The sequence below is a fragment of the Pseudoalteromonas sp. 120-MNA-CIBAN-0494 genome (assembly GCF_040308885.1).
GTDB classification, from domain to species: domain Bacteria; phylum Pseudomonadota; class Gammaproteobacteria; order Enterobacterales; family Alteromonadaceae; genus Pseudoalteromonas; species Pseudoalteromonas nigrifaciens.
On record NZ_JBEOOE010000001.1, the window covers coordinates 212,034 to 237,219 of the forward strand.

The 25,186-nt window shown below is 39.4% G+C and carries 24 protein-coding genes and 1 pseudogene; 9 read left to right on the plus strand and 16 right to left on the minus strand.

Going from position 1 to position 25,186, the window contains the following annotated elements; all coding sequences use genetic code 11:
• The first annotated feature begins 103 nt into the window (after positions 1 to 103).
• The 4 genes from AAEY55_RS00985 (at position 104) to AAEY55_RS01000 (ending at position 3,444) form a co-directional block, all read left to right on the plus strand.
• The gene (locus AAEY55_RS00985) at positions 104 to 1,615 is read left to right on the plus strand and encodes a cryptochrome/deoxyribodipyrimidine photo-lyase family protein (protein ID WP_182684390.1); all 1,512 of its coding nucleotides are present in this window, start codon (positions 104 to 106) and stop codon (positions 1,613 to 1,615) included.
• Entirely contained in the window at positions 1,605 to 1,742 is a 138-nt protein-coding gene (locus AAEY55_RS00990) for a DUF2256 domain-containing protein (protein WP_182678345.1), read from the plus strand. The genes AAEY55_RS00985 and AAEY55_RS00990 overlap by 11 nt, the downstream gene beginning before the upstream one ends.
• 124 nt (positions 1,743 to 1,866) lie before the next feature.
• On the plus strand, positions 1,867 to 2,295 hold the full coding sequence (locus AAEY55_RS00995) for an OsmC family protein (protein ID WP_197182172.1): 429 nt from the start codon (positions 1,867 to 1,869) through the stop codon (positions 2,293 to 2,295).
• 369 nt (positions 2,296 to 2,664) lie between these two features.
• The gene (locus AAEY55_RS01000; RefSeq protein WP_350549689.1) at positions 2,665 to 3,444 is read left to right on the plus strand and encodes an EAL domain-containing protein; all 780 of its coding nucleotides are present in this window, start codon (positions 2,665 to 2,667) and stop codon (positions 3,442 to 3,444) included.
• A 66-nt stretch (positions 3,445 to 3,510) separates the two neighbouring features.
• Here the strand turns inward: AAEY55_RS01000 and AAEY55_RS01005 are convergent, their stop codons facing one another.
• Positions 3,511 to 5,004, minus strand: coding sequence for a dipeptidase (locus AAEY55_RS01005; protein ID WP_350549692.1), 1,494 nt, complete (start codon positions 5,002 to 5,004; stop codon positions 3,511 to 3,513).
• Positions 5,005 to 5,179: 175 nt separating this feature from the next.
• Here AAEY55_RS01005 and AAEY55_RS01010 point away from each other — a divergent pair, with 175 nt between their 5' ends.
• Positions 5,180 to 5,368: a DUF2986 domain-containing protein gene (locus AAEY55_RS01010; protein ID WP_011328862.1), complete on the plus strand. Its 189-nt coding sequence runs from the start codon at positions 5,180 to 5,182 to the stop codon at positions 5,366 to 5,368.
• Positions 5,369 to 5,515: 147 nt separating this feature from the next.
• Here the strand turns inward: AAEY55_RS01010 and AAEY55_RS01015 are convergent, their stop codons facing one another.
• Positions 5,516 to 7,642, minus strand: coding sequence for a TonB-dependent receptor plug domain-containing protein (locus AAEY55_RS01015; RefSeq protein WP_350549695.1), 2,127 nt, complete (start codon positions 7,640 to 7,642; stop codon positions 5,516 to 5,518).
• 158 nt (positions 7,643 to 7,800) lie between these two features.
• Positions 7,801 to 9,099 carry a PAS domain-containing methyl-accepting chemotaxis protein gene (locus AAEY55_RS01020; RefSeq protein WP_208835185.1) on the minus strand — a complete coding sequence of 433 codons (1,299 nt, stop codon included), beginning with the start codon at positions 9,097 to 9,099 and terminating at the stop codon, positions 7,801 to 7,803.
• A gap of 536 nt (positions 9,100 to 9,635) precedes the next feature.
• Here AAEY55_RS01020 and AAEY55_RS01025 point away from each other — a divergent pair.
• A complete protein-coding gene (locus AAEY55_RS01025) occupies positions 9,636 to 10,838 on the plus strand; it encodes an MFS transporter (protein ID WP_208835186.1) in 1,203 nt (400 codons plus the stop codon).
• 60 nt (positions 10,839 to 10,898) lie between these two features.
• Here the strand turns inward: AAEY55_RS01025 and AAEY55_RS01030 are convergent, their stop codons facing one another.
• The 7 genes and pseudogenes from AAEY55_RS01030 to AAEY55_RS18750 all read right to left on the minus strand — a co-directional run bounded on the left by AAEY55_RS01030 (position 10,899) and on the right by AAEY55_RS18750 (position 16,151).
• On the minus strand, positions 10,899 to 11,945 hold the full coding sequence (locus tag AAEY55_RS01030; protein WP_179807884.1) for an NAD(P)-dependent alcohol dehydrogenase: 1,047 nt from the start codon (positions 11,943 to 11,945) through the stop codon (positions 10,899 to 10,901).
• Positions 11,946 to 12,103: 158 nt separating this feature from the next.
• Complete coding sequence (locus AAEY55_RS01035; RefSeq protein ID WP_182678333.1) at positions 12,104 to 12,817, minus strand: DUF1499 domain-containing protein; 714 nt, start codon at positions 12,815 to 12,817, stop codon at positions 12,104 to 12,106.
• 82 nt (positions 12,818 to 12,899) lie between these two features.
• Positions 12,900 to 14,247 (minus strand): annotated as a pseudogene (locus AAEY55_RS01040) (DUF1501 domain-containing protein).
• Positions 14,248 to 14,257: 10 nt separating this feature from the next.
• A complete protein-coding gene (locus AAEY55_RS18735; protein ID WP_407072699.1) occupies positions 14,258 to 14,671 on the minus strand; it encodes a hypothetical protein in 414 nt (137 codons plus the stop codon).
• Entirely contained in the window at positions 14,668 to 15,096 is a 429-nt protein-coding gene (locus AAEY55_RS18740; RefSeq protein ID WP_407072700.1) for a DUF1800 family protein, read from the minus strand. Before AAEY55_RS18740 ends, AAEY55_RS18735 begins: the two co-directional genes overlap by 4 nt.
• Before the next feature lie 5 nt (positions 15,097 to 15,101).
• A complete protein-coding gene (locus tag AAEY55_RS18745; RefSeq protein ID WP_407072701.1) occupies positions 15,102 to 15,767 on the minus strand; it encodes a DUF1800 family protein in 666 nt (221 codons plus the stop codon).
• Between the two features lie 21 nt (positions 15,768 to 15,788).
• Positions 15,789 to 16,151 carry a PKD domain-containing protein gene (locus AAEY55_RS18750; protein WP_372811437.1) on the minus strand — a complete coding sequence of 121 codons (363 nt, stop codon included), beginning with the start codon at positions 16,149 to 16,151 and terminating at the stop codon, positions 15,789 to 15,791.
• Between the two features lie 170 nt (positions 16,152 to 16,321).
• Here AAEY55_RS18750 and AAEY55_RS01050 point away from each other — a divergent pair, with 170 nt between their 5' ends.
• Positions 16,322 to 16,537, plus strand: a complete 216-nt coding sequence (locus tag AAEY55_RS01050) for a hypothetical protein (RefSeq protein WP_011328869.1) — start codon at positions 16,322 to 16,324, stop codon at positions 16,535 to 16,537.
• A 136-nt stretch (positions 16,538 to 16,673) separates the two neighbouring features.
• On the opposite strand, the gene AAEY55_RS01055 is transcribed toward AAEY55_RS01050, so the two are convergent.
• Positions 16,674 to 17,804 (minus strand): S-(hydroxymethyl)glutathione dehydrogenase/class III alcohol dehydrogenase, encoded by a 1,131-nt coding sequence (locus tag AAEY55_RS01055; protein WP_011328870.1) that lies wholly within the window; start codon positions 17,802 to 17,804, stop codon positions 16,674 to 16,676.
• Between the two features lie 135 nt (positions 17,805 to 17,939).
• On the minus strand, positions 17,940 to 18,266 hold the full coding sequence (locus tag AAEY55_RS01060; RefSeq protein ID WP_011328871.1) for a multidrug efflux SMR transporter: 327 nt from the start codon (positions 18,264 to 18,266) through the stop codon (positions 17,940 to 17,942).
• Between the two features lie 167 nt (positions 18,267 to 18,433).
• Here AAEY55_RS01060 and AAEY55_RS01065 point away from each other — a divergent pair, with 167 nt between their 5' ends.
• On the plus strand, positions 18,434 to 19,300 hold the full coding sequence (locus tag AAEY55_RS01065) for a LysR family transcriptional regulator (RefSeq protein ID WP_011328872.1): 867 nt from the start codon (positions 18,434 to 18,436) through the stop codon (positions 19,298 to 19,300).
• A gap of 75 nt (positions 19,301 to 19,375) precedes the next feature.
• Here the strand turns inward: AAEY55_RS01065 and hrpB are convergent, their stop codons facing one another.
• Together hrpB and AAEY55_RS01075 are read right to left on the minus strand one after the other, a co-directional pair.
• A complete protein-coding gene (hrpB, locus tag AAEY55_RS01070; protein ID WP_350549700.1) occupies positions 19,376 to 21,802 on the minus strand; it encodes an ATP-dependent helicase HrpB in 2,427 nt (808 codons plus the stop codon).
• A 149-nt stretch (positions 21,803 to 21,951) separates the two neighbouring features.
• The gene (locus AAEY55_RS01075) at positions 21,952 to 22,365 is read right to left on the minus strand and encodes a group II truncated hemoglobin (protein WP_011328874.1); all 414 of its coding nucleotides are present in this window, start codon (positions 22,363 to 22,365) and stop codon (positions 21,952 to 21,954) included.
• Between the two features lie 266 nt (positions 22,366 to 22,631).
• Here AAEY55_RS01075 and AAEY55_RS01080 point away from each other — a divergent pair, with 266 nt between their 5' ends.
• A complete protein-coding gene (locus AAEY55_RS01080) occupies positions 22,632 to 22,835 on the plus strand; it encodes a CsbD family protein (RefSeq protein ID WP_350549703.1) in 204 nt (67 codons plus the stop codon).
• Between the two features lie 56 nt (positions 22,836 to 22,891).
• Here the strand turns inward: AAEY55_RS01080 and AAEY55_RS01085 are convergent, their stop codons facing one another.
• Both AAEY55_RS01085 and AAEY55_RS01090 read right to left on the minus strand, forming a co-directional pair.
• On the minus strand, positions 22,892 to 23,647 hold the full coding sequence (locus AAEY55_RS01085) for a hypothetical protein (RefSeq protein ID WP_350549706.1): 756 nt from the start codon (positions 23,645 to 23,647) through the stop codon (positions 22,892 to 22,894).
• Positions 23,648 to 24,107: 460 nt separating this feature from the next.
• A complete protein-coding gene (locus tag AAEY55_RS01090; RefSeq protein WP_350549709.1) occupies positions 24,108 to 25,082 on the minus strand; it encodes a transposase in 975 nt (324 codons plus the stop codon).
• Positions 25,083 to 25,186 lie beyond the last annotated feature (104 nt).

Genomic DNA, 25,186 nt, shown 5'->3' on the forward strand with positions numbered 1-25,186 from the left:
ATTAAAACTAAATCTTAATTCAAAGTAGTTACGTATAGGCTTGGCTGACTTAGCTAAATAACAAACTAATTTTTATCTCCATTTAAAGCAATAAACAAATTATATGAAAATAAACATAGTGTGGTTTAAACGCGATTTACGTCTTAGCGATCATCAACCATTAAAAAATGCATTTAGTAACGGCTTACCTACCCTACTACTTTATAACTTTGAGCCATTAATGCTTGAAGATGCACACTACAATGAGCGGCATTGGCGCTTTGTATATCAATCAATAGTTGAGTTAAATAATCAACTAACACGCTTTAATGCCTGCGTTTATATATTTAATTTAAACATGGGTGACTTACTTGAATCGTTAAAGACGCAGTTTGAAATAGTTAATATTTTTAGCCATCAAGAAATAGGTTTAAACAATACCTTTGAGCGCGATAAAGCCATTAAAGTGTGGTGCCAACATAACCGCATTAATTGGCAGGAGTCGCAAACAGGCGCAGTAATTCGCGGCAAAAAAAATCGTAATAATTGGAACGAGCGCTGGCAGCAAACAATGCAAGCACCTATCGCGGTTCCTAATTGGAAAAGTATAAAAACAATTACCCTCAATAATTACCAAGCACCTGAGCTGCCAAGCGCTTACACCCAAAATCACGACAGTTTTCAACAAGGCGGCCCGCTGCAAGCACGCACTGTATTACAGAGCTTTTTTGCCGAGCGCGGTAAAGGTTATCAAAAAGGAATATCAAGCCCAAGTTTGAGCCAAGTACATTGCTCTCGGCTCTCGCCGTATTTAGCCTGGGGGAACATTAGCCTTAGGCAAGTGTACCAAATGGCCTTTGACAAATATCATTCAAAACATCCTGATAAAAAAGGCTGGAAGCGCCCACTTGCTGCGTTTGTATCGCGCTTGCATTGGCACTGCCACTTTATGCAAAAGTTTGAAAGCGAATGCTCTATGGAGTTTTTAGCACTTAATCCGGGTTATCACGTATTTCCGTATCGTGATGACGAACATGTAAAAAGCGATATTGAACGCTGGGCGCAAGGTCAAACAGGTATTCCAATTATTGACGCTTGCATGCGCTGTTTAAAAGCCACAGGTTATATAAACTTTAGAATGCGCGCCATGCTTGTAAGCTTTGTAACACATCATTTAAATATAAGCTGGCAGCAAGCAAGCTTTCCTCTTGCTAATTACTTTTTAGATTTTGAACCAGGAATTCACTACCTGCAAATTCAAATGCAAGCCTCAGTAACTGGCATTAATACCATTAGGCATTACAACCCAATAAAGCAGTCGGAAGATCAAGACCCAACAGGCGCGTTTATTAAAAAGTGGTGCCCCGAACTTGAAAAACTCCCTATTGAATATTTACACCAGCCTTGGCAACAAACTCCTATGGAAGCGCTATTTAACGATTTTAAGCTAGGGGAAGATTACCCCGAGCCCATGCTTGATTTAACAGCAGCCTCAAAAGCAGCGCGCGAACGTTTATGGCAATACCGCGAGCGAGCAGATGTTAAACGCGCCATAGGAAGTATTCTTAGAAGGCACGTAGCAATTACAGCAAAAACAAGCCAAGTAAAAAATAAAACCACTAACGATGGCTCATAAAAAGCAAAGCTTACCTCAAAAAACATGCCCCATTTGCAATAAACATTTTACGTGGCGTAAAAAATGGCAACGCGACTGGGACAATGTTATTTACTGCTCAAAGCGCTGTAAGTGCAATAAGCAATAATAGCTGGCGCTCATCTTGCACTAACCTTATAAATACAACGCTTTTTAGCTATTTTGTGATTATTTTTGCAAATAACACTCACCTAGTATGAAAAGCTTACCGCCAATGCAATAAGGAGAAGATGATGACAATTAAAAAATCTGCAAACTCAAAATGGTCTGGTGATATTAAAACAGGTAAAGGGAGTATTTCTACGCAAAGTGGCGCGCTTAATAATCAACCCTACGGATTTAATACCCGCTTTGAAGATAAACCCGGCTCAAACCCTGAAGAATTAGTAGCTGCGGCGCACAGTGCATGCTTTAGTATGGCATTATCGCTAGCATTAGGTGAAGCAGGGTTTACCGCCGACAACATTGATACCAAAGCGGTAGTTAGCTTAGATGAAGTAGACGATGGTTTTGCTGTTACCCACATTGCGCTTGAAGTTAATGCTAAAATTGCTGATATTGCAAACGAGCAGTTTCAAGCTTTATGCGATCAAACCAAAAAAGGCTGCCCTATTTCTAAACTAATGAATGCTGAAATATCACTCACAGCAAACTTACTTTAAAGCCCTTAACCTAGCTTGCTAGTAATTACATAAATAATTACACCAATAGGCCAAGCATTATGCTTGGTCTACTTCCTAGTTAATCACCTTATTAATTAACCTTTTGATTAATTAAACAATTAACTCACTAAAGTAGTAAATACCTTTTCGTACTTTTATTATGTTTTGCGGAGTTATAATTGATACAAGGTAGATTTACTTAAATAAAAATGATCTTTCTAATACTGAGTAAATTTGTTACTTTTTATTAAAGCTGTTTTCGAATAACCTTCGTATATAGCAATTTTTATTACACTTGCTCCACCAGCTCTTCTACAGATAAAAGCATAACACAGTAATTACCCCCTCTAAATTGAAAGGACTATAATAATGGATGATAAAGCAATAAATTGTGAAAAAGTCTCATGTAGTAATTGCGCAGATTTAGATGAGCTCGGATTTGATTTTACCATGGCTTTTCAACCTATTATTAACTGTAAAACCCAAAGTATTTACGGTTATGAAGCATTAGTTAGAGGGCTAAATAATGAGTCGGCTTATTCTATTATTTCTAAAATTACAGTCGATAATCGCTATACGTTTGATCAACTGTGCCGTATAAAAGCCATTGCATTAGCGGCAAAATTAAAAATAGACTCCATTTTAAGTATAAACTTTCTTCCTAATGCTATTTATAAACCTGAGCGTTGTATTCGCACTACATTAGAAGCCGCTGAAAAGTATAACTTCCCAACAAAAAATATTTTATTTGAATTTACCGAAGTTGAAAAAATTGAAGATACCGCCCATGTAAAACGCGTTGTTAACTATTATCAGTCTCTTGGGTTTAAAACAGCCACTGATGATTTTGGATCGGGTTATTCTGGCTTAAATTTATTAGCCGATTTTCAAACCGATATTATTAAGCTTGATATGGCACTTATACGCGATATAGATAAAGATGCAAAACGCCAAACAATTGTGACTCATTGCTTAAATATGTTTCGCGATCTGGGAGTTATAACATTGGCCGAAGGCATTGAAACATTAGAAGAATATACATGGCTTAAAAATGCGGGTATTGAGCTTATGCAGGGGTATTTGTTTGCTAAACCGGGATTTGAAAGCTTACCAGATGTAAACTTTGCTAACTTAAATTGCCAAGCTTAAATACCGGCTAATATTTATATTTAGCCGGTATTTTTATGCTCCTTTTATACTAAGGAGAGAGTAAAGTTACATATTACCTAGCTCTATCATCATCGCTGTGTACATGCGCAAGTTAAGTTTAAGCTGCTCAAGGGTAATAAACTCATGCTCAGAGTGCCCGGTGTAACGCTTACCTGGCATTGATGGGCCAAACGATACCGCATTATCAAATAACTTAGCGTTAGTACCGCCGCCAATAGAGACAAAACCCGCTTGTTGATCACCCGTAAAGTGCTTAAAAATATCAAGTAACTTTTGCGCATGCGGCGCGCCATCAAGTAGCATAGGCGTACCAATAATGGTTTTAACATCACTTAATGTTACATCGTTAGTAGCTTGCCATTTTGCTAGTGCACTGTCTATTTGTTGCTTTAACACCAACTCTTCTTTGCCCATAGGGCGGCGCGCATTTACACTAAGCGTTAGGGCATTTCCCTCTCGTTCAATCACAGTAGGTGCCACTGTCATTGGCCCCATAAAATCATGTTTATAGGCAATATCGCCAAACTGTTTGCCATGAATATCTAAACCAATTAGCTGATTTACAAAGTTAATTAACTGCCCATCGCTATTATTTTCAAGCACTAGACCTTTAAATATTTCGGCTAAATAAGCAATTGCGTTAACACCCGACTCTGGCTCTGATGAATGCGCCGATACGCCTTTTACACTAATTGCGACAGCAGTATCGCTTTGCTGAGCAAAGTTAAACTCTACTTGCTTAAGCGTACTGGCTTTGGCTTTTAATTGAGTAAGTAACTTAGCATCGGCATTATGCAGTACTAGGCTGGCGTCTTCTGGTATTTGGCTTACAAATGCACCACCTGCAACATCACTAACATAAACGCCTGTTTTTGCCGAGGTAGCATTGAACGTTGGCGCAATTAAACTCCAACCTTTTTCAGCCACCACTACCGGGTATGACGCATCAATTGTTACTGCGTACTTTGGCTGCTCATAGGTTTTCATAAACTCAGTAAGCGGGCCCCAATCAGACTCCTCAGCAAGGTAAATCATTAACTCAATACGGTTATTAAGCGTTATGCCTTTATCTTTAATGGCTTTCATGGCGTAAAGCGCTGTCGCTATTGCGCCTTTATCGTCTTCGGTACCGCGGCCAATTAAGCGCCCAGGCTCTGATGTTGTATCAATAATAAATGGGCTTTGCTGCCACTTACTCGCATTAGCTGGTTGCACGTCGCCGTGTGTTACTACGGTTACTTTATCGCTTTGTTCCCCAAGTCCAATTAATACTGTGTAGCCTAAATCCTGATAATCTAAACCCAGCTCGGCCGCTTTCATTTTGAGTAAGGCTTTAAAACCAATAAAGTCGGGATTTTGTGGTGCGCTAATATCGCTTTTATTCACAGTAGGAAATGATACTAAATTGGTTAGTGTATGTACCTGGGCGCTTTGGTAGGTATTTACGGCATAATTGGCAACACTATCAATATTTTTATTTAACTGTGCTTGGGCACTAAACGCAAATAATGCAACACTGGCTAACGCTAACTTTTTCAAAACAATTCCCATTTAATTAATCACTAAGAAACATAATTATAACCTTGTGCATCTCACACAAACAGCGCTTTGCGGTAAAATCACATAACAACCAGTGCAATTAGTTAAATATTTATATAGTTGCTTTTATACTTGGTGCTATATAATGCGCGCCTTAAAATTATGAGTATTAAACATGAACCGTCGCAAAAAAATCGTTACTAAATTTCAAAAGAAAGACAAGCGCACCAATGCCAAATTACATAAAAGCAAAAAGCCAGGTTATGTATCAAAAGCTGAGCGCGAAAAACTTGAAAAACTTACTGACGAAAAAGTAGAACAAACAACTGAGCAAACCGCTGAACCTGAAGCTGAGCAACAATAAGCGCTTTTAGGCGCTTATTGCTTTAAGTTTTTACGGATCTATTGTGGTAAAAGTAGCGTATCGCTCAATAACCTACTACCACAGTGGTAACTATTAATTTAAAAGCCATAGTAAATTTATATAGCCTTTCTATTTACCGTTTCAACCTTAAAACGCGTAGCTTAATGCTAAATTTAATGATCTTCCTTGTCCTGCTAATTGTGTAAAGCCGGTTGCGTTATCTTGTTTAAACCCAGCAATGCTAACCCCACCTAATGGTAGTTGGTAATACTGATCAAATAAATTTGTTACCTCAACACTTAGCGTAAATGCATCCCACACTGTTTTAGAACTTAAATTAACTAAATGATAGCTATCGGTTTGGTTTTCAAAGCGGTTGTTATCTACTCTCGTTTTAGTATCGACCCATTGCCATAAAAGTGAGTTTTCAACATTACCAACTTGCTGGCTAATACCAAGCTGGGTTTGCAATGGTTTAATTTGATAAAGCGGCTGAGTGCTAGAGTTACCGTCGCGTTTGCCACGGGTGTTAGTTATATTTGCTTTTAACTGCCACTGACCTAACTGTTCAGATTGATAAATACTGGCACTTAAATCTACTTTAGCGCCATATAAAATGGCGTCTACATTAGTAAACTGCAAAATATTGCGACTATTACCGTCAATGCCTGAACTATTAAAGTTCCTTACTATGTCAGCATCAATATAATCACTCACATCGGTATACCAAATATTAGTGCTTAAACGCCAGCTGTCGTCTTTTGCCAATTTAGTATAAGTAGCACTCATTGTATGTGCGATTTCAACGCCAAGATCTGGGGTGCCAATATAACCATTACCATCGCCGTACCAGCCAATCATGGTGGTTGCCATATTGCTAACCCCCCAACTGTATCGCTCGTATAAGTTTGGCGCGCGATTTTTACGAGCAATACCAAGTTGCAGTTCATCAACGTTAGTTATTTGGTAATTAATTAATACGTTTGCATCAACTACAGTATCGGTTTTATTTCTACTCCCTGCATTAAACGTATTTGCTGCCATAGCGTCACTTGGCCCTATATGCATACCGCCCATGTGCATACCTGTGTTATATGCCTGTACTTCACTTACTTGGGTATTTATATTTTCAATACGCACACCCGTGTTTAACCATAGTTTTTTACTATTTTGGCTTTCATATTCTGCAACAAGTGCAATGCGTTCACGCTTTCCATTATTAATATTTTTATAGTCGTTTGGCCCCATCATGGCCGAGCCTGTAATACTTGGCCACCAATCATCAATACTATAATGGTAATATTCTTGAGCTAGCAATATGCTGCTATCGTTATCTAAATTTATACGCCATTTTAACTGGCTGCTTATATCTTCTGCGTCGGTTTTCATTGGCATCATGCCGATTTTTTCTGCGCTAAAAAATCCCATATCGTGTTTTACGCTATGCCAATTTACTTGTCCTGTAAACTCGCTGCTCGCAAATGCTCGTTTGTATTGCGCTGTAACCCCGTAACTGGTGTTATCTCTCATATCCATATACTGATTAGCAAAGCCTTGATACGGAATTTTTTGATGACTAAGCTTAACTACAACCTGCTGTTTATCGTCGCGTATAGCTGCGGTTAAACTGTGATTTTGGGCGCGATACAACGTATCAAGCACTACATCGCCGTTACCGTCTTCATAGCTGTTTGCATCACTAAACGAGCCCTGATAATTAACGCTAAGTGTATTACTTGCTAAACGTGCACCTACTCCAAAATTACGACCATTGTCAGCAGTGCTGTACTTTGCCGATACATAACCAGAATGCCATGCTAAATCGCTATTTTGAGTGTATTGCGGTGCAATAGAGTTAACACTTATTACACCTGCTATATTATCGCCACCTGCACTTACCGGTGATACACCGGCAACCACATGATAAGACGTAACTTGGTTCGCCGAAATGTAAGACAACGGCGGATTCATTTGATTAGCGCATGCCGCCGTTATTTCTGCGCCATCAACTAATACTTTTACTCTGTCGCCCATTAAACCATTTAAAATAGGTAAATTAGATACGCCACCAGCTGCTGAAAAATCGACACCTAAATCACTTAATAGCGACTCTGTAGAGCCAAGTACTAAATGTTTATTTTGAGCATGCCCATGTACTTCAATCACTTCTAAAGATGTATCGTCGGCAAATACTAAAGGAGATAGCACACTACTAATAAAAAGTGCAACAGGGGTAAGTAGGTATATTTTTTGAGTTTTACTTTGATAAACCATTGTTAATTTATGCCACTGTAATAATTGGCGTAATTATATAATGAGCTGTAAAAACAAAAGCGCGACATATTGTCGCACTTTATCAATTTAGAATGTTATTAAGCGTGTTTGAGCACTTAAGAGGCGGCTTTAAACGTAAAAATTATGTAATTGATTAACTAAACATTCAATTTAGATACCGTTTGAGAAACAATATCTGCCCCAAAGCCAATCTCTTTAATAACCTCGGACACACTCATAATAAGCTCTCTTCCTTGTTCTGATGAATCTGAAACTGATGTTATTTGTTTTGATATATTGTTAGTTAACTCTTGATTGTTTTTAACAACCGTTGCTATTTCATTAGTTGATCTACTAGTGCTTGCTGCAAGTTGCCTTACTTCATCAGCCACTACAGCAAAACCTCGCCCGTATTCACCTGCACGCGCCGCTTCTATTGCCGCATTAAGTGCTAGTAAATTGGTTTGATCAGCAATGCTATTAATTGTAGAAACAATGGCACCTATTACAGCTGACTGCTCATTAAGATTTTTTATTAAATCTACCGATTTAAGTACTTGGCTTACGATTTCGTCGGAATTCACAACAGATTTTTGTAATATCTCAGAGCCTTTTTTAGCTGTTTGCACTGTAGCAACTGCCGACTCATAGGCTATCGCAGCAGCTTGCGTTACCGCACTATTATTTTTAACTCGAGCTGTAATGTTTGACGCAAATTTAACTATTTTAGTTACTCTGCCTTTGTTATCTAAAATTGGATTGTAGGTTGCTTCTAGCCAAATTTCTGAACCATCAGCACTAATACGCTTAAACTTTCCTGACTTAAACTGCCCTTGTGCTAACTCACCCCAAAAGTGAGGGTTTTCCTCATAAAATGCTTCAGTACAAAACATCTTATGATGTTTACCTATTATGCGGTTTAAGCTATAGCCTATTGTTGCTAAAAAGTTTTGATTTGCATTTAAAATATTACCTTCGGGAGTAAATTCGATGGTAGCTAACGCTTTATCTAGTGCACTGGCAATAGCTTCTTGCGACTCTCTTTGTATATAGCTAGTGGTAATATCTGAGGCTATTTTAATAACCTTGGTTACAACACCGTTATTCTTTACTGGAAAATAGGTTGCCTCAAGCCAAAGCTTATCACCATTAGCTTTGTACCTTAAAAAAGCGCCTGCTTTAGAATTACCCGCCTTTAATTCTTGCCAAAATCGGCTATATTCAGTTGAGCTTGCATAATCGCTCTCGCAAAACATACTATGATGCTTACCAATTATTTGCTCTTTTCTGTACCCAATCGTTGTTAAAAACAACTGATTCACGTCTAATATTATTCCTTCAGGTGTAAATTCTATATAAGCAACATGCTCATTAATTGCCGATAAAACAGACTGTTTTTGAATTAATTGAAGCTCCATTTCTTCAATTTTTGCGTTCATTTTAGAAATGCCAAACATGTAAAATCTCAAAGAATAAATCAGCATTAATATTAACAATATTAATGAGATAGAAACACAATTTATGAGCGTTTTTTTATTTTACACACACTAATCAATGCTTTTTTCTAGTTAAAATATTAAAAACCAACCAAAAACAACTAGGCCGCACTTGTCTGTCGAGATTGAATTTTAAACAGCTCATTTGTATCTCAGGTAAGGTAGGGGTTATGTATATCACTCCTATAAATAAGCGACAACTATGTATAACCAAAAGCGCAGCAGCTTTGCATATGTAGCCAGTAAAATAATGCAGGAGCAGTTATAACTCACAAAATTACAAACCTTACACTGCGATAAAATGGTTTCTTGATAAAAATTTAATCCTAAAAGACTAATACGCTCTTGTTTATGCATGACTCTGTACTTTTTTTAACTTAGAATGGCGCCCTCACAAATTACCCTCTCACATCAAAATTTAAGCATACACATTATATTTTCTATTCAGAATTTATTATGCATTTACATTTTTAAAATTAAACCTTAAGGGCTCATATATGACCGCAGATGTAGCGCCGCCATCTAATCAACTTAACCGAACAGCTATATTAATCGTGCTTGCGCTCGGTACTTTTATTTTAGGGTTATCTGAATTTTCGATGATGCCTATGCTGCCACTGATCAGTGAAACTTTTGGCTCAACGCCTTCGCAAAGTGGCTACGCTATAAGCGCTTATGCTTTAGGTGTTGTTGTTGGTGCGCCCATTTTAATGTTAACTACTGCAAACATGAGAAAACGCAAAGCGTTGCTTATATTTTTAAGCTTAATGTGTATTTCTAATAGCTTAAGCGCTTTTGCAACGTCACTTGAGCAATTGGTATTGTTTCGCTTTTTAAGTGGCTTGCCCCATGGTGCTTATTTTGGTGCAGCTATTTTATTAGCCTCTGAAATTGCCCCTGCAGGTAAGCGTGCAAGCTTTATGTCGAAAGTTTTTATGGGTTTGACCATTGCCACCATTGTTGGCGTACCTGTGGTAACTTTAGTAGGGCAAAACTTAAGCTGGCGTTACTGCTTAGCCGGTGCAGGTGTTTTAGCTTTTATTGCTTTTATTTTTGTATATAAAGTTGTGCCAAATATTGAAAACACTAAACCATCTAATTTACTTAATGAGTTTGGAGTATTAAAAAACAAGCTGGTTTGGTCTATTTTGGGGATTGTAATTATTGGTTTTGGTGGGGTATTTTGTATTTATACCTATGTTGCCGATACTATTTTAGAAGTAACCGAAACAGCGCCCTACACCATTTCGATTGCTATGGTGATGTTTGGTATTGGCTCAACATTAGGCAATTATGTATTAGGTAAAGCGGCAGATAAATCTGCAATTAAAACAACTGGCTTAGTACTGGTTTGCACTATTGTATTTGCCTTTGCTTATGTAACCGCAAGCTATAACATTTGGCTGCTTTATGGGGTTATATTTTTTATTGGCTGCAGTTTAGGTTTAGCAACGCTAGTACAAACCTTACTAATGGATGTGTCTCCTAATGGGCATGCCATGATAGGCGCGTTAGTACAGTGTGCTTTTAATGTTGCTAATGCAATTGGCCCTTGGGTTGGAGGCATTGCAATTGCGCAAGGTGCCGCGCCAAATCAAACAGGCTATGTTGCCGCTGCTCTTTTTGTTGGTGGGTTTATTATGTGGTTACTTAGCTACTTACAAATGAGCAATAAATCGTTTGTAGCAAAAGAGGCTTAATAGTTAACTAAAAAGAGCCGCTAATTTGCGGCTCTTTTTATTTTTAATTACTAAGTGTAATTAAACACTTAACGATGCCATATCAATAACAAAACGATAACGAACGTCAGACTTTTCCATTCGCTCATAAGCTGTATTTATTTCATCAATATTGATCATTTCACATTCGGGTAATACATTATGCTCGCCACAAAAATCAAGCATTTGCTGCGTTTGTGCAATACCACCAATAAGTGAGCCTGCAATACGGCGACGCCCCATTAATAATGGCACTGTGCTTAGCTCATCAACCGGGCCAACCTGACCAACAATAACCAGCGTACCATCAATATCTAGCAGTGGTGTGTAAATAGATAAATCGTGCTTTACCGGTACGGTATCAATAATAACGTCGAAGGCTGACTGCGCACTTTTCATTGCATCATCGTTTGACGACACTAAATAATGCTGGGCACCTAGTTTAACCGCATCGTCTTTTTTAGACTCACTACGGCCAACTACCGTAACGCTTGCGCCCATAGCGACAGCGTTTTTAACCGCCATATGGCCAAGACCACCTAAACCAACTACAGCAACACGACTGCCTTTTTTAACGCCCCACTTATGTAATGGCGAGTAGGTAGTAATGCCTGCACACAACAGCGGTGCAACACGCGACAGCTCTAAGTTTTTAGGTACTGAGAGTACGAACTCTTCACGCACTACAACATGTTTAGCATACCCACCTTGGGTCATATCGCCGTTAACACGATCTGTTCCTGCGTATGTGCCTACCATGCCTTCACGGCAAAACTGCTCTTCGTTATTATCGCACTGATCGCAACTTTTACATGAGTCGACCATACAGCCAACAGCAACCGTATCGCCTTGCTTATATTTTGTAACGTCGCTACCTACCGACATAACCTTACCAACAATTTCGTGTCCGGGTACTAACGGGTAGCGACTACCGCCCCAATCATTACGTACCGCGTGCAAGTCTGAATGACAAACTCCACAGTATAATATTTCAATTTCTACATCGTTATTTCGTAAATCGCGGCGCTCAAAAGAAAACTCGGTGAGTTCTGAACCTTGGCTTTTTGCTGCATATCCTACTGTTTTCATAATAACTCCATAGTATGTTAAAAATATAAATACCAAATAAGTATACTTGCTTAGCTGTGAACACTAACTGATGATAAAAAACCCAAGCCGTACGCTTGGGTTCCATTTGATTGTTGGTAACTTAATTGTTAGTAACTTAACATTTAGGTTTGCCCTAATTATTTTGCCAGTACCGCGTTTAATTCATCTACAAATGTATGAATACGCTCTGCATTTTTACCTAAATCACTGCGACCAATACGCGACTTACTACGAATATCAACAAAACGCTGAGAGCCTTCATCTTTAATACGCACCACTATATCGTCTTTAAAACCAAACCAGGTGGTAGTCTCGGTTGCTTCAACAATCCCTTGGCTAGCATCGCTATTAACTAACTCCCAACCCAAATTTTTAATCGCTTGCACTGTAGCCACTACTAGCTCACTTTTTGGGTAAGCATAATTAAGGGTAGTCAGTTCTGGGTAAGCTTTAAGCTGTTGCGCAGCCGTTTCTGCCCCGGCATAAGCCACTGGGTTTGGCGCATCGGCACGCAGTGGTGCAATAGCTACAAACTTTGGTGGATTAACTACATCTGTCGAAATATCATGAATTGGCGGCACACTTTTCGCTTTATCCATCATATTAAGTGGCATAAAAATAGCAATACCCGCAAATACAACGGCCACTATAGTACTACTTACAGTGGCTGTTTTACGCATAAATATGACCTGCACTAAAAGTAATACAAGCGCAGCTCCCCCCACGTAAACACCAAACCTAAATCCAGCAAACGCAGTGCCTAATTCAACAACGCCAAATTTATATAATGGCCCGGGCAATACAACCATTAAAAAGGCGATTAAACTCACCAAACTTACTAAAACTTTCATTAATTTACTCCATTACATGAATTTTTTATTCGCAAACAGTTTTATACTGTTTGCGATGGAATTTGGGTTAATTAATAACGAATTAAACCATAAAATCTAATGTCGACTGATTAAAGTATCTTAAGTTTGGAAATATATCACCTAATTCTGATGCAGGAACACCAAACCACTTAGCTAGTGTGGCAAAATATTGCTCATTTGCAACACTTGGTATTAATCGCCCTCGGCCGGTATCTTGTGGTCCGCCTAAATGTTGAGTTAATAACTCCCCATATATATTGGCGCCTTTAACTGCGCCTCCCATAACGATTTGGTTTCCTGCCCAACCATGATCCGTGCCATCGCCATTAGATGTTAGCGTACGGCCAAAGTCCGACATAGTAAACGACGTTACTTTGTCAGCCATATTCAGCTCATTCATCGCACTATTAAACTCGTTAAGTCCTTGTGCTAGTGTGCTAAGCAATGCAGGGTGAGTATTCAATTGATTATCGTGTGTATCAAACCCTCCCATAGAAACAAAAAACACTTGGCGCTGCGTACTTAACTTTGCTTGCACACTAATCGCCTTAGCTACCGCAGCTAGTTGCTTCGACAACCCTGTATCGCTAAATGAGGTAATAAGTTCAGGGGCGGCTTCAAGCGCACTATTCATTGTTTGGGTATTTCTTATCGCTGAATTAAAACTATTAGCGTAAGCACCCGTTAATGGATGATTCGTATTACCCATTATACGGTTCATAATATTGGTTACATGCTCAGTTCTTGGCTGATAACCGCCAAAAGCGTTTACTTTACTGATACCGCTTTTATTAAGCGAAAACGCCTTAGTTTGAGCGCCTGTTTGCCAAAGATTGGTGCCATCGAGCGATATGTTTGCAGCAAACTGATCTTGCTGATTTAAGCGCTCTAGCAAACGCGCTCCCCAACCATTATTTAGCGATTCCTTTTCACGACCATACATCCACGCTGCTTGTTGATTGTTGATTGTTATGTGAAAACAAGTGTTGAGGCAGCGGTACTGCTTTATTTTTATAATCGTCAAGCGTGGTTGGTGCAAGCAAAGTACCTACTCCGCCAACAAATGCCAAGTTAGCCGAATCAAACACACTTTGCATGGGTGCAAGCGCTGGGTGCAGCCCTACACCACCAGCAAACGACGAATTAGTATTAAGCGCAATAGGCGAAGCAACCGCCAAGTTTTGCCTGCTTTTTTCATACAAATTTCGTTGCTCGCCCTCTAACGGCATTAGCATATTTAGTGAATCGTTACCGCCATATAAAAATATACATACTAGGGCTTTATAATCCCCCAATTCAATAGCATTTGTTGAACCCGTTAATGCTTGAAGTTGTAAGCTGGTTAGCGCCGCTGCCGACACCCCGCCTTTTAAACATAATGACAAAAATTGCCTTCTATTTATGCTCATTATGCCTCTCCTAATACTGCAAATTAAATTCAGGTGAAATAGCAATCATATAAAGTAAATACGATACCCGCTGACGATCTTGATTATCAATAAAATAGGCACTTAAATCGAGTAACGCCTGGCGTGTTTCGTGGCTCATTGAACCGGCAAAATACAACACATTGTACTGATCAAGTAACGACTCTATGCCATAATTTTTTAGATGGTTCATATCGTTTTTAATATAGACGTATAGTAATTTTGGACTTAAAGATGTTTTTCCTTCAGCCGCATTCCACACTAAATCTGCAAAGTGCTTATTCATTATGCCAGTTATTGTAGAGTCATTTGCTATTTGTAACTCTGGAGCAACTAAGCCATCACTACGTAAATAAACAGGTTGGTAATCGGGCCTGTAAAAGTTAAATACTGAGGGCGACTTCATTGGCCCCTGTCCATAGGTATTGTATAAACCCCACGTGTTCTAATATTAGCATCTAGATTTCGCCAAAACTGTATTGTGGTTATCAGTGGCTCTTTTAGTTTCCCTTGATAATTTAAAACACTGCCAAAATGGCGTGCCTCATCATCTAAATAAATAGCCTTTATTACCGCGGCTAAATCTCCTCGTACTCCAGCGCCATTATCATTAAAAACACGAGCAACACGGGTAACATATTGCGGTGTTGGGTTTGAGGTAATTAAACGCTGTATGAGTTGTTTACTAATAAATGGCGCTACATTATTATGATTAAATAGGTTATCGAGCGCTATTTGCAGTGTTTCTTCTGGTCCGTAGCCCTCGGGGATAATTTCGCCATTTAACAATGTTTTTTGTTTACTAGAGTGATACTCGCTAAACGCTTTCATTGGATTTACATAATCACGTTTTTTTTCTTAAAAGTTTCACTAGCTGCAAATGTCCACCCAGTAAAAACGCGCGCAAATCCTTCTATTTGAGCCTGACCGTAGGTGGCAATTGTATTACCTTGCGCATCAAGCTTTGGAGTAGCGTCTAAATTTAACTCTTCAAGGCCTATTGTAAGTAACTGCATTACTTCGCGGGCGTAGTTTTCATCTGGGCGAATATTAAGCTCATCATTTGCCTTTTCATTCCCTAAATGGCTTAAAAAAGTACCCATAATTGGCGACAGCGTTACGTCTTCTAGTCGCTCTCTATAGTTACCAAAAGCATGTTTAAGCAAAATATCGTAGTAAGTGATCATGCCCTCGGGCTGATTACCTACATTACTACTTGCATCCGATACAACCAATATTTGACTCAATGCAAAGGCAACACGTTGGCGTAGTTGATCGTTGCTATGCAACCCCCCCTTCCACCACGCATCAATCCTATTAATATACTGAAATTTGTTTCCATCAGGGCTTTTCACTAAATAACCACGATGGTAGTTAATTGGTAACGCCATTTGTTGCTCAAGCCACTGCTGTTCGCTTAACCCTTGAGCTTGGCGTATTTCACTTAATGTGGGGCCCATACTGCCTTGCTGTAATATACGTGCGGCAGCAGTTTCATCCATACTATTACGCGCAAAAAAAACTCACAGTTTTAACGTTGGTAGCCCTTCATTATCGGTTGCCGTTACGCTAAAAGCGTACTCCATTGCTGCATGGCTTTGCGCATCTGGTAAAGTAATAGTGATACTACTGGCATTTACAGGTGCATTAAGTACTTTAAGCCCCGCAGTTTGTTCCCACACAACACTACTGATAACGCCATCGGCATCGCCAACTGTTGCATTTAAGTCAATAGTTTGACCTTTAACTATATCGTTTTTGATATTGGTTATTGATAGGGAGGGGATTTTATTTGTGCTTATAACTGCTGTCTCATCTGAGCCAGAGCCACCGCAAGCACTGATAAACAAAGCAGAGCTTGCTAGTAAAAAAGTTCTATAGTACATGTAAATTTGTTCTCACCTTTAATTAAAGCACAACAGTGCTTACTGCAATTAACACATCAATTGAAACATAAAAATTACATGTTTACTCTTTATTTTTTGTAACCGAAACTTGACTAATTAGCAAAAATGCACAAACTACGGGGGTTAAACTAGCCAGAGCCTTATTATTTATGAAAACAGAAATTAGCTATCGTTTTGAATCTTCTCAAGTTGCCAACCGATTTATACATCTACTTAAAAATTGGCCCATTAATGATGTAAAAACAAAATTATTTAATGGCGGCAATTGCGTAAAGGTTAATTATGACTATGACGAGAGTGGTTTTGACTACACAGTTGCAGAGCTTGACGATTTAGCCGAAACACACGGCGGTAAAGAAATTTAAAAACAATGCTTATATATTTTGAAGTGTTTTTGGCTGGATCTACTTTTTTTAAAACTGATGGATTGTTGATTAGTAACTATAAATTAAACAAAAAAAGCACTATGGTTTAATTAAACCATAGTGCTGCTGTTTATCGTTATTTATCGAAATGAATAACAGTGCGAATACTTTCGCCTCTGCGCATTAAATCGAACGATTCGTTAATATCTTCAAGTCCCATTGTATGGGTAATAAAGTCACTTAACTTAAATTCACCCGCTAAATAACGTTCTACATAATCAGGTAATTCGCTGCGACCTTTAACCCCACCAAATGCTGAGCCTCTCCATACTCTACCCGTTACCAATTGGAACGGACGGGTTGAAATTTCTTGCCCCGCACCAGCAACACCAATAACCACAGACTCACCCCAGCCTTTATGGCAGCACTCTAGCGCAGAGCGCATTAGGTTAACATTACCAATACACTCAAACGAGTAATCAACACCGCCATCGGTCAACTCTACAATTACATCTTGAATTGGTTTGTCGTAGTCTTTAGGGTTAATAAAGTCGGTAGCGCCTAGTTTTTTTGCTAATTCAAACTTACTTTCGTTAATATCTATAGCAATAATTCGGCTCGCTTTAGCCATAGTTGCGCCAATAACTGCCGACAAGCCTATGCCACCAAGGCCAAATATAGCTACTGTTGCGCCTTCTTCAACTTTTGCAGTATTCATTACCGCGCCCATGCCGGTTGTAACACCACAGCCTAATAAACACACCTCTTCTAATGGTGCAGATTTATTAACTTTTGCTAACGAAATTTCTGGTAATACCGTGTATTCAGAGAAAGTTGAACAACCCATATAATGAAAAATTGGCTGTCCGTCTTTGTAAAAACGAGTGGTGCCATCAGGCATTAAGCCTTTACCTTGAGTTTCACGAATTTTTTGACACAAGTTAGTTTTACCCGATAAACAAAACTTACACTCGCCACACTCTGGTGTATATAAAGGAATAACGTGATCCCCAACTTTTACACTCGTTACGCCCTCGCCAACTTGCTCAACGATACCACCGCCTTCGTGGCCTAAAATAACCGGAAAAATCCCTTCAGGATCATCGCCAGATAAAGTAAAAGCATCGGTATGACAAACTCCAGAGGCAATAACTTTAACTAATACTTCGCCCTTGCGCGGCAGCATTACGTCAATTTCTTCGATAGATAAAGGCTGTTTTGGACCCCATGCTATGGCGGCTTTCGATTTTATAAACTTATCTGACATCTCGTTCTCTCTTAATTAATAAATTATTTAATATAAATGAACGTAAACACGTATTTTAGTTTAGTTCAGTTACCTTAATAATGCGCTGCTGCATATTATTTTTGGCTTAGAATTATGCTATTCATTTTAAAGCAATTAATGGCTATGCCCTTGCGATAGGTTAATCATTGCAATGCCTATGGCCACCAATGCCATTCCTAACCAAGTGGATAGATCTAAATGCTGTTTATATACAAGGGTAGATAGTAGCGTAACGGTAACAATAGCTAACCCTGCCCACATCGCATGCACAATACCTACAGGCATGCCTTTCATTGCTTGGCCTAAAAAAACAAACGCAGCCAAATGGCCCAATAACACCACTATGCTGGGCAGTAACCTAGTAAAGCCATCTGTTTGTTTTAATGCCACATGCGACATTGCTTCTGCAATAACACCTAAAAATAAAAATACCCAACTCATATTTTTTCCTATTTATTTTGCGAGCTGTTGTATTAATGTCGATAACGTTATATCGACGATTTAACTTATTCACAGCATCTTTGTGTTGATGGCTGCTATTATATTTGTTTCTGTAAAAATGATAATATGCTATTTTTGAAATTAACTTGTACATATAGGTAACAATCATGCAGTGGGAAGGTATTAGTGAATTTGTACACGTTGCTGAAAATGCCAGCTTTACGCAAGCCTCAAAAAAAATGGCAATATCTACAGCGCAAGTAAGCAGGCAAATTAGTGCGCTCGAAAACCGGCTGAATGTGAAGCTGTTTTATCGTACTACGCGCAAAGTGTCGTTAACTGAAGAAGGCCGAGTGTTTTATCAGCATTGCCGCAGTGTGCTTGATGGCTTAGATGCTGCAGAGCGGGCTATAACTAATTTACAAACAACGCCCCAAGGTAAAATAAAGCTTACGGCTTCGGTAACTTATGGAGAGCAGCAAGTACTGCCTTTGGTTTCTGACTTTATGCTGCAATATAGTGAGGTCGCGGTTTCTGCTTACTTGAGTAATCAACAAATTGACTTAGTTGAAGGCGGATACGATTTAGCTATACGTATTGGTAAGCTGGCCGACTCGTCAATGATGGCAAAAAAACTCGGAACCAGAACCAGTTATGTGTGCGCATCGCCAGAATATCTGGAAAAACACGGCATACCACATGCAATTTCTGAACTGAGTAAACATAGTTGCCTACTAGGCACGCTTGATTATTGGCACTTTATGGAATCGGGAAAAGAAAAAAACATTCGCGTTGCCGGTAAGCTAAGATACAACAGTGGCTATAGCCTAGCGGATGCAGCATTAAAAGGATTAGGAATAGTACAACTGCCCGATTACTACGTGCAAAATCACCTGCAAAGTGGTGAACTAATTACCTTATTAGATAGCTATCGGGTGCCTGATGAAGGCATTTGGGCCATATACCCTCATAATCGTCACTTATCGCCAAAAATAAGGTTGTTGGTCGACTATTTAGCAAAGCATCTTAGTTAGTATTTACGTATTTGAATAATATTAATCTCGAATTTAACTGTGAGGTTAATATTATTACTTCAACTAAGTACACGCTCACATTTTACTTTTCACTTTGTTAGTTGCAATACTGGTTGCAGGGCTATCGGGCCAAAAATGCTTGGGGTAACGCCCTTTCATTTCTTTTTGTACATCGCGATAACTGGTATTCCAAAAGTGCGCTAAATCTTGAGTAAGTTGCAACGAGCGTTTCCCCGGCGACAATAACTCCATCAGCAGTGGCAATTTCCCCTGCGCCAACAACGGCGTGCTGGTCATACCGTATACTTCTTGCATACGTACACTGAGCTTTGCAGGGCCTTCAAGCTGATATTCAATCCTAATATTAGAGCCGCTCGCTACCGTTAAACGCAGTGGCAGTAAGCTTTTTAAGGCACTTTGTTGTTGCCAGTCAAAACAATTTTGTAATGCCTCAAAGTAGTTAAACTTTTTAAGCTGCTCCAGGGTTTTAATATCTTGTAAAAATACACCTAGCCACTGCGGTGCCGTTTGAATAAGTTGTTGCTCGTTAATTTTCGGAAACTTTTCGCTCATTAGCTTACTTGCTAAGCTCATTCTAATTAATAGTTGCTCAGCGTCTTTTTGTTCATTAAACAGTGCAAAGCCATGTTTAGTAAATAAATTTAACCATGCTTTGGCGCGCTCACTTTTATCGAGTTTTTGCGCACTTGGCTGGCTAGTAAGCGTAATAGCGCCAAGTTTAACTTCGTCTTGATGGATAAAGCGTGCGGTTTTTTCATCAAACTCACAGCGAGTTTGCATGCTAAATAAATGCGGCAAATAGGCTTGCAGCTCAAATGGGCTAAGTGATGTGGCACTAAAAATACGCCCGCCTTTGTGCCCGCCCATAGTGGCAATTGCAAGGTAGTCGTCGTTATGCCAGTAATCGCGGTTTAACTCAGCGCCTGCACCATTGGCAAGTAAGTAACCATTGCCACGCTTTTTCGCGATTCGATCGGGGTAAGCAAGCGCCACCAGCAAGCTTAAGTGCTCGGTATTTAAATCGCCATTTGATTCTTTTACTTTTAAGCGACTTTGCCAATATTTTAATTGCTGCTTGAATACCGGATGTAGCCGTTGTTGTTGGCTATGCAGCGCTAAGCTTAGCTCATTAGCAGTATTAACTCGGCTTTCAAGTAATGCCACCAAATAAATAGCGAGTCGATAAATACCGGGGAGTGCTTGCTCTAATGCCTGCGCTTTTAATAGCATATGCGCCAAACGAATATCAGCGCCAAAGCCTAACATTTTACTGCCCAGCGGTGTGAGCTTACCTTTGCTGTCTATGGCTTCAAGCATGCTAAGTAAGTTACTTGCCTGTATGCCTTGCTGCTCGGTAGGCTTATCAAGCAAGGTTAGCTCCTCAATGCTTGTCCCCCACTGCTTAGCTTCTAGCATTAGTTGGCTAATGTCTGATGTGAGTATTTCAGGATTGTCGTGACTATTACGGCGCTCAAAAGTTTGCTTAGAGCCAAGCCTATAAACCACACCTGGCTCTATTCGCCCTGCACGCCCTGCACGCTGCACTGCCGATGAGCGCGATATGCTTTGTGTTGTGAGTTCAGTAACACCGGTTTTTAAATTAAAGGTCGCGGCGCGGCGTTTACCGCTATCAATCACAATCCTTATGCCTTCAATGGTTAAGCTAGTTTCGGCCACATTGGTAGTAAGTACCACCTTGCGCATCCCTTCAGGCGCAGGAGCAATAGCTGCTTGCTGGTTGGCTTTATCTTGCTCGCCAAATAGCGTTGCCACTATACAATTGTTTGGTAAGTCAGTGAGTGCTTGTTGTACCCTGAGTATTTCGTGCTGCCCTGGTAAAAACACCAACGCGCTGCCTGTTTGCTCACTCAGTGCTTGTTTTATTATAGTGGGGATTGCATCAAACCAGCGGCTTTCATCTTTTATGGGTATATATACTTCATCTATTGGATAGCTGCGCCCATTTGATTGAATTACAGGGCAAGCAAAAAACTCAGTGTAGCGCTGGGTATCAAGGGTTGCCGACATCAACATTATGGTTAAATCTTCGCGCAGCGCACTTTGAGTCTCTAACGCAAATGCCAATGAAGTATCGGCTGCAATAGAGCGCTCATGAAACTCATCAAACATCAGTAAATCAACATCGCTAAGCTCAGGATCGTTTTGCAGCATACGAGTAAGCATGCCTTCGGTAACTATTTCAAGGCGCGTATTAACACTTGCTTTGCTCTCACCTCTTATACGCAGGCCAACACTTTGGCCAACACTCTCGTTTTGACACTTTGCCAAGTAACTAGCAATATTACGCGCAGCTAAACGACGCGGCTCTAGCATTACAATACGTTTAAAGTGCCCATCACGCATAAGTTGCAGCGGCAACCAAGTAGACTTACCTGCACCCGGCGGCGCTTGCAGTAGCGTAATTGGGTTGCTTTGTAATGTTATTACGAGTTGTTGATATATGTTTTGAACCGGCAGCACAGCTATTTACCCTAAATTGCTTTACCGGCATTGTAACAAAAAACCGCAGCGTGACTGCGGTTGATGTTTAATAATTAATACTCTTTTACAAGCAACTAAGCTCAATAGGTTGCCCATTAGCTACCCACTTTCTACCTATTAACTCTCTACTAGCTACCCGATACCATTCTAATTCGCTCTGCGGGTACGCGCAATTGCTGCATTAAATACACTTTAAACGACTCTGCATAAGGCTGATCATCTACGGCTTTTTGCATGCATAATAGCCAAGCTTCACTTTCGGCAACGCCTACCGCCAAATGTTTATGCGCCTGGGGAATGTTAATGCTGCCAAAATGCTCCGCGTACAGCTTAGGTCCGCCCATCCAACCTGACAAAAAGTAAGCTAACTTTTTACGCGACTGCGACAAGTCTTTACTGTGCATATCTCTTATGTGCTTAGCCTCTTTTAACTGTTGCATATAATCATAAAATGCATCAACCAGCTGGGTAATACCTACTAACTCCCCCGCCATTTTGTAAGAGCAATCTCCTACGCCATATTCACACACTTTAGTATCCATAACTCACTCATACCGTCTGTTTTATCGCAACATAATAACTTAAAACCTATATTGGATAAGCAATTATTACAAACTGCTATGTATATTTTGTATGCATTTAAAGAAGGACCACATAATTACACCCACCTTTTAGCCTTACTCTATTTATGATTGATATTAAGCTACTGATATTAATTACAAAAAATATTTATACTTTTTTTTTGGTATACGACTTGCTACTTTATAGTTGACTGTTAATTTCACTAATCTAAAGTAAGGAGCTACTTATGAACAGCGATCGTATCAAAGGTAATTGGAAAGAACTTAAAGGTAAAGCGCAACGTAAATGGGGCGACATAACCGACGATGATTTAGATAAAATTGAAGGTAGCCGCAAAGAGTTAGTTGGCAAAATTCAACAGCAATACGGTAAGTCGAAAGAAGAAGCCGAACGCGAAGTTGATGAATTTGAAAAAGACCATTCATTTTAGCTATTAGCTACTTAAAAATAACCGCCTTTGTTGGCGGTTTTGTTTTTGGCTAAACATTAATGAGCACTTATCACATCTTCAGCTAATAGTAGCTCATCGCCTTTAAATACTTCGAGCCAACCTGGCGGGGATGTATCGCAACCAATAATAGTTACCTGTAACACATAACTATAACGACCATTTTTAAACGTATAATTATGATTGCCACCACTACCTTCAAATGTAATATCGCCATTTAGTAAAACCATATCAGGCTTGTCGCTTGGCTTTTTATCAATACCCCACACTGCATAACGAAAATTATGATCGCCTAAATCATCAACACGAATATGGTAGTTAGCTGTTTTCCAATCAAGTACTGGCTTTTCAAAAGTATTGATACTTGCATGCAAAGATTGCTTACCTTGTTTTATTAAGCTTTTAGCAAGTGCCTGCTCTTTAGCGTTTTGGGTATTTACAGCAATAATTTTACCGTCGGTATCTACCCACATAACGCCGTTATTGAGCATAATACCGCGCCAACCTACACTATCCCAATCGGTATCAATGCTTGAACTGGCAATAACTGCGGTGAGTTCATCGTCAAACACTTCATCAAAGCGGTTAATAAGCTCAGCCTCATCTTTAATGTCAGGTATGGGGTATCGTCGTTTTAATGGGTAATAAACAAGCGAGGCAATAGCTGCTTTATCGTCACCCTCAAAGGCAGCAATAACAGGTAAAATGAACTCGTGATATTTTTGCTCAAGCGCGAATGTGTTCGATGTAAAAAGTAGAGATAAACAAAATACTATGTGATTAATAAATTTCATTTATAGTCCTTTAATTTGATATTTTTCCGTTTCTAACAATTAGCAATATTATAATGAAACGAAGCATAAAAAACATAGAATGACACCCATCCTAATAATTAATCCTTTTGGTGTTTATCTAAAAAAACATTGCTGAGCTTAAAATCCCCTTAGCTTTGACAATCTCTCTGCTTATTTAAATAATATTCAAATAACGCTGTTTTTATTCATTTTTAGGCATGCGAAATACTGTGTTTTCACAGAGCATAGAAAACATAGAATGACACCCACCCTAATAATTAATCCCTTCAGTCTTTATCTAAACAAACATTGCTAGGCTTAAAAGCATCCTTAATTTTTAAAATCCCTCTGCTTATTCAAATAACGCTGTATTAAACTGCTTTTTTATTCATTTTTAGGCATGCGAAATACTGTGCTTTCACAGTGAGAGGGAATTACGGAGAGTTTTTGAAGTGAAGGTTTAAGCCAGTAGTTTTTCACAGTTACTCACGTTGGTGCGCCGCTTTCTGTTTAGGTGTTCGCAGTATCCTTCGTGCGACGCTGGGCGACCTACTGCACCATGAAATACGCGACTAAATTGTGTGGTGAGTTTTAGCCAGTTTTCGGGGGTAATGTTTACTCTTTGTAACAGGGGTAAAGTGCTGCTTTCGATATAGCCTGCTTTACCTTCGCGTATACAACGTCCGGTTAATTCTACTAGTTCAAGGTAAGATTTAAGCTCAAATGGTAATCCTTTTGCCATTTGCTTTTTTGGTTTACCTGAAAAGCGTAGGAGTTGCTTCGGTTGCTTACCCGCAGTGGCACTTTCAATGCGTATTTTTACACTGGTATGGTCTGATGTTTCAGGTGTTGCTGCTGCCTTTGCTCTTATTGGGTTTAAATCAACATATGCCATACAGGCGATTAATGCCGCTTCATCTAAAAGGGCTTGTGATTTAAAGCGTCCCTCCCAAAAGCGGCCGGTACAGTTATCTTCTTTATTAGCTCTGCGCGCAATGTCTTCATTTAATAAGCGCATAAACCAACTGATATTAGCTAAGCGTTCTCGGTATTCACTGATTGTTTCATTTAGAAAGAGCCATTCAATTTTACTTAGCTCTTCACCTTGCAGATATTTGTTAGTGAGAACAGTGCCTTTACAAAGCCTGTGCCACCGCTGAATAATGGCTTTATCGGTTAGTCGCTTGGCTTTTTTATCATCAACATAGAGTACTAAGTGGGTGTGATTACTCATTACTGCATAGGCACACACATCGATACAAAATACGTTAGCGAGGGCAAGTAATTTGCTTTCAACCCACCCTCTGCGATGTTCATACGATTGATTAGTAAAGTTGTCTACGCCGCATAAAAATGCACGGCGTACACAGCGCGAAATACAGTGATAGTATTTTGTATCGACCAAACTTACCTGACGCTTTCTTGCGATAGCCATGTGACACCCTGCTTAATTATTGCACTAAAAAGAGCATAGTTAATTACACTGATATTACAAATGTTAAGGTGGGTGTCTGTTTAATTTTTACCATGGTATTATTT

Bases quoted from the DNA above. Each gene is read 5' to 3' on its own strand.
- AAEY55_RS01010 (WP_011328862.1), top strand. From the start codon at position 5,180: ATGAACCGTCGCAAAAAAATCGTTACTAAATTTCAAAAGAAAGACAAG.
- AAEY55_RS01000 (WP_350549689.1), top strand. From the start codon at position 2,665: ATGGATGATAAAGCAATAAATTGTGAAAAAGTCTCATGTAGTAATTGC.
- AAEY55_RS01020 (WP_208835185.1), bottom strand. From the start codon at position 9,099: ATGTTTGGCATTTCTAAAATGAACGCAAAAATTGAAGAAATGGAGCTT.
- AAEY55_RS01065 (WP_011328872.1), top strand. From the start codon at position 18,434: ATGCAGTGGGAAGGTATTAGTGAATTTGTACACGTTGCTGAAAATGCC.
- AAEY55_RS00995 (WP_197182172.1), top strand. From the start codon at position 1,867: ATGACAATTAAAAAATCTGCAAACTCAAAATGGTCTGGTGATATTAAA.
- AAEY55_RS01035 (WP_182678333.1), bottom strand. From the start codon at position 12,817: ATGAAAGTTTTAGTAAGTTTGGTGAGTTTAATCGCCTTTTTAATGGTT.
- AAEY55_RS01085 (WP_350549706.1), bottom strand. From the start codon at position 23,647: ATGAAATTTATTAATCACATAGTATTTTGTTTATCTCTACTTTTTACA.
- AAEY55_RS01025 (WP_208835186.1), top strand. From the start codon at position 9,636: ATGACCGCAGATGTAGCGCCGCCATCTAATCAACTTAACCGAACAGCT.
- AAEY55_RS01030 (WP_179807884.1), bottom strand. From the start codon at position 11,945: ATGAAAACAGTAGGATATGCAGCAAAAAGCCAAGGTTCAGAACTCACC.
- AAEY55_RS01055 (WP_011328870.1), bottom strand. From the start codon at position 17,804: ATGTCAGATAAGTTTATAAAATCGAAAGCCGCCATAGCATGGGGTCCA.
- AAEY55_RS01090 (WP_350549709.1), bottom strand. From the start codon at position 25,082: ATGGCTATCGCAAGAAAGCGTCAGGTAAGTTTGGTCGATACAAAATAC.
- AAEY55_RS18750 (WP_372811437.1), bottom strand. From the start codon at position 16,151: ATGTACTATAGAACTTTTTTACTAGCAAGCTCTGCTTTGTTTATCAGT.
- AAEY55_RS01060 (WP_011328871.1), bottom strand. From the start codon at position 18,266: ATGAGTTGGGTATTTTTATTTTTAGGTGTTATTGCAGAAGCAATGTCG.
- AAEY55_RS01080 (WP_350549703.1), top strand. From the start codon at position 22,632: ATGAACAGCGATCGTATCAAAGGTAATTGGAAAGAACTTAAAGGTAAA.
- AAEY55_RS00990 (WP_182678345.1), top strand. From the start codon at position 1,605: ATGGCTCATAAAAAGCAAAGCTTACCTCAAAAAACATGCCCCATTTGC.
- AAEY55_RS01015 (WP_350549695.1), bottom strand. From the start codon at position 7,642: ATGGTTTATCAAAGTAAAACTCAAAAAATATACCTACTTACCCCTGTT.
- AAEY55_RS18745 (WP_407072701.1), bottom strand. From the start codon at position 15,767: ATGGATGAAACTGCTGCCGCACGTATATTACAGCAAGGCAGTATGGGC.
- AAEY55_RS18740 (WP_407072700.1), bottom strand. From the start codon at position 15,096: ATGAAAGCGTTTAGCGAGTATCACTCTAGTAAACAAAAAACATTGTTA.
- AAEY55_RS01050 (WP_011328869.1), top strand. From the start codon at position 16,322: ATGAAAACAGAAATTAGCTATCGTTTTGAATCTTCTCAAGTTGCCAAC.
- AAEY55_RS00985 (WP_182684390.1), top strand. From the start codon at position 104: ATGAAAATAAACATAGTGTGGTTTAAACGCGATTTACGTCTTAGCGAT.
- AAEY55_RS01075 (WP_011328874.1), bottom strand. From the start codon at position 22,365: ATGGATACTAAAGTGTGTGAATATGGCGTAGGAGATTGCTCTTACAAA.
- AAEY55_RS18735 (WP_407072699.1), bottom strand. From the start codon at position 14,671: ATGAAGTCGCCCTCAGTATTTAACTTTTACAGGCCCGATTACCAACCT.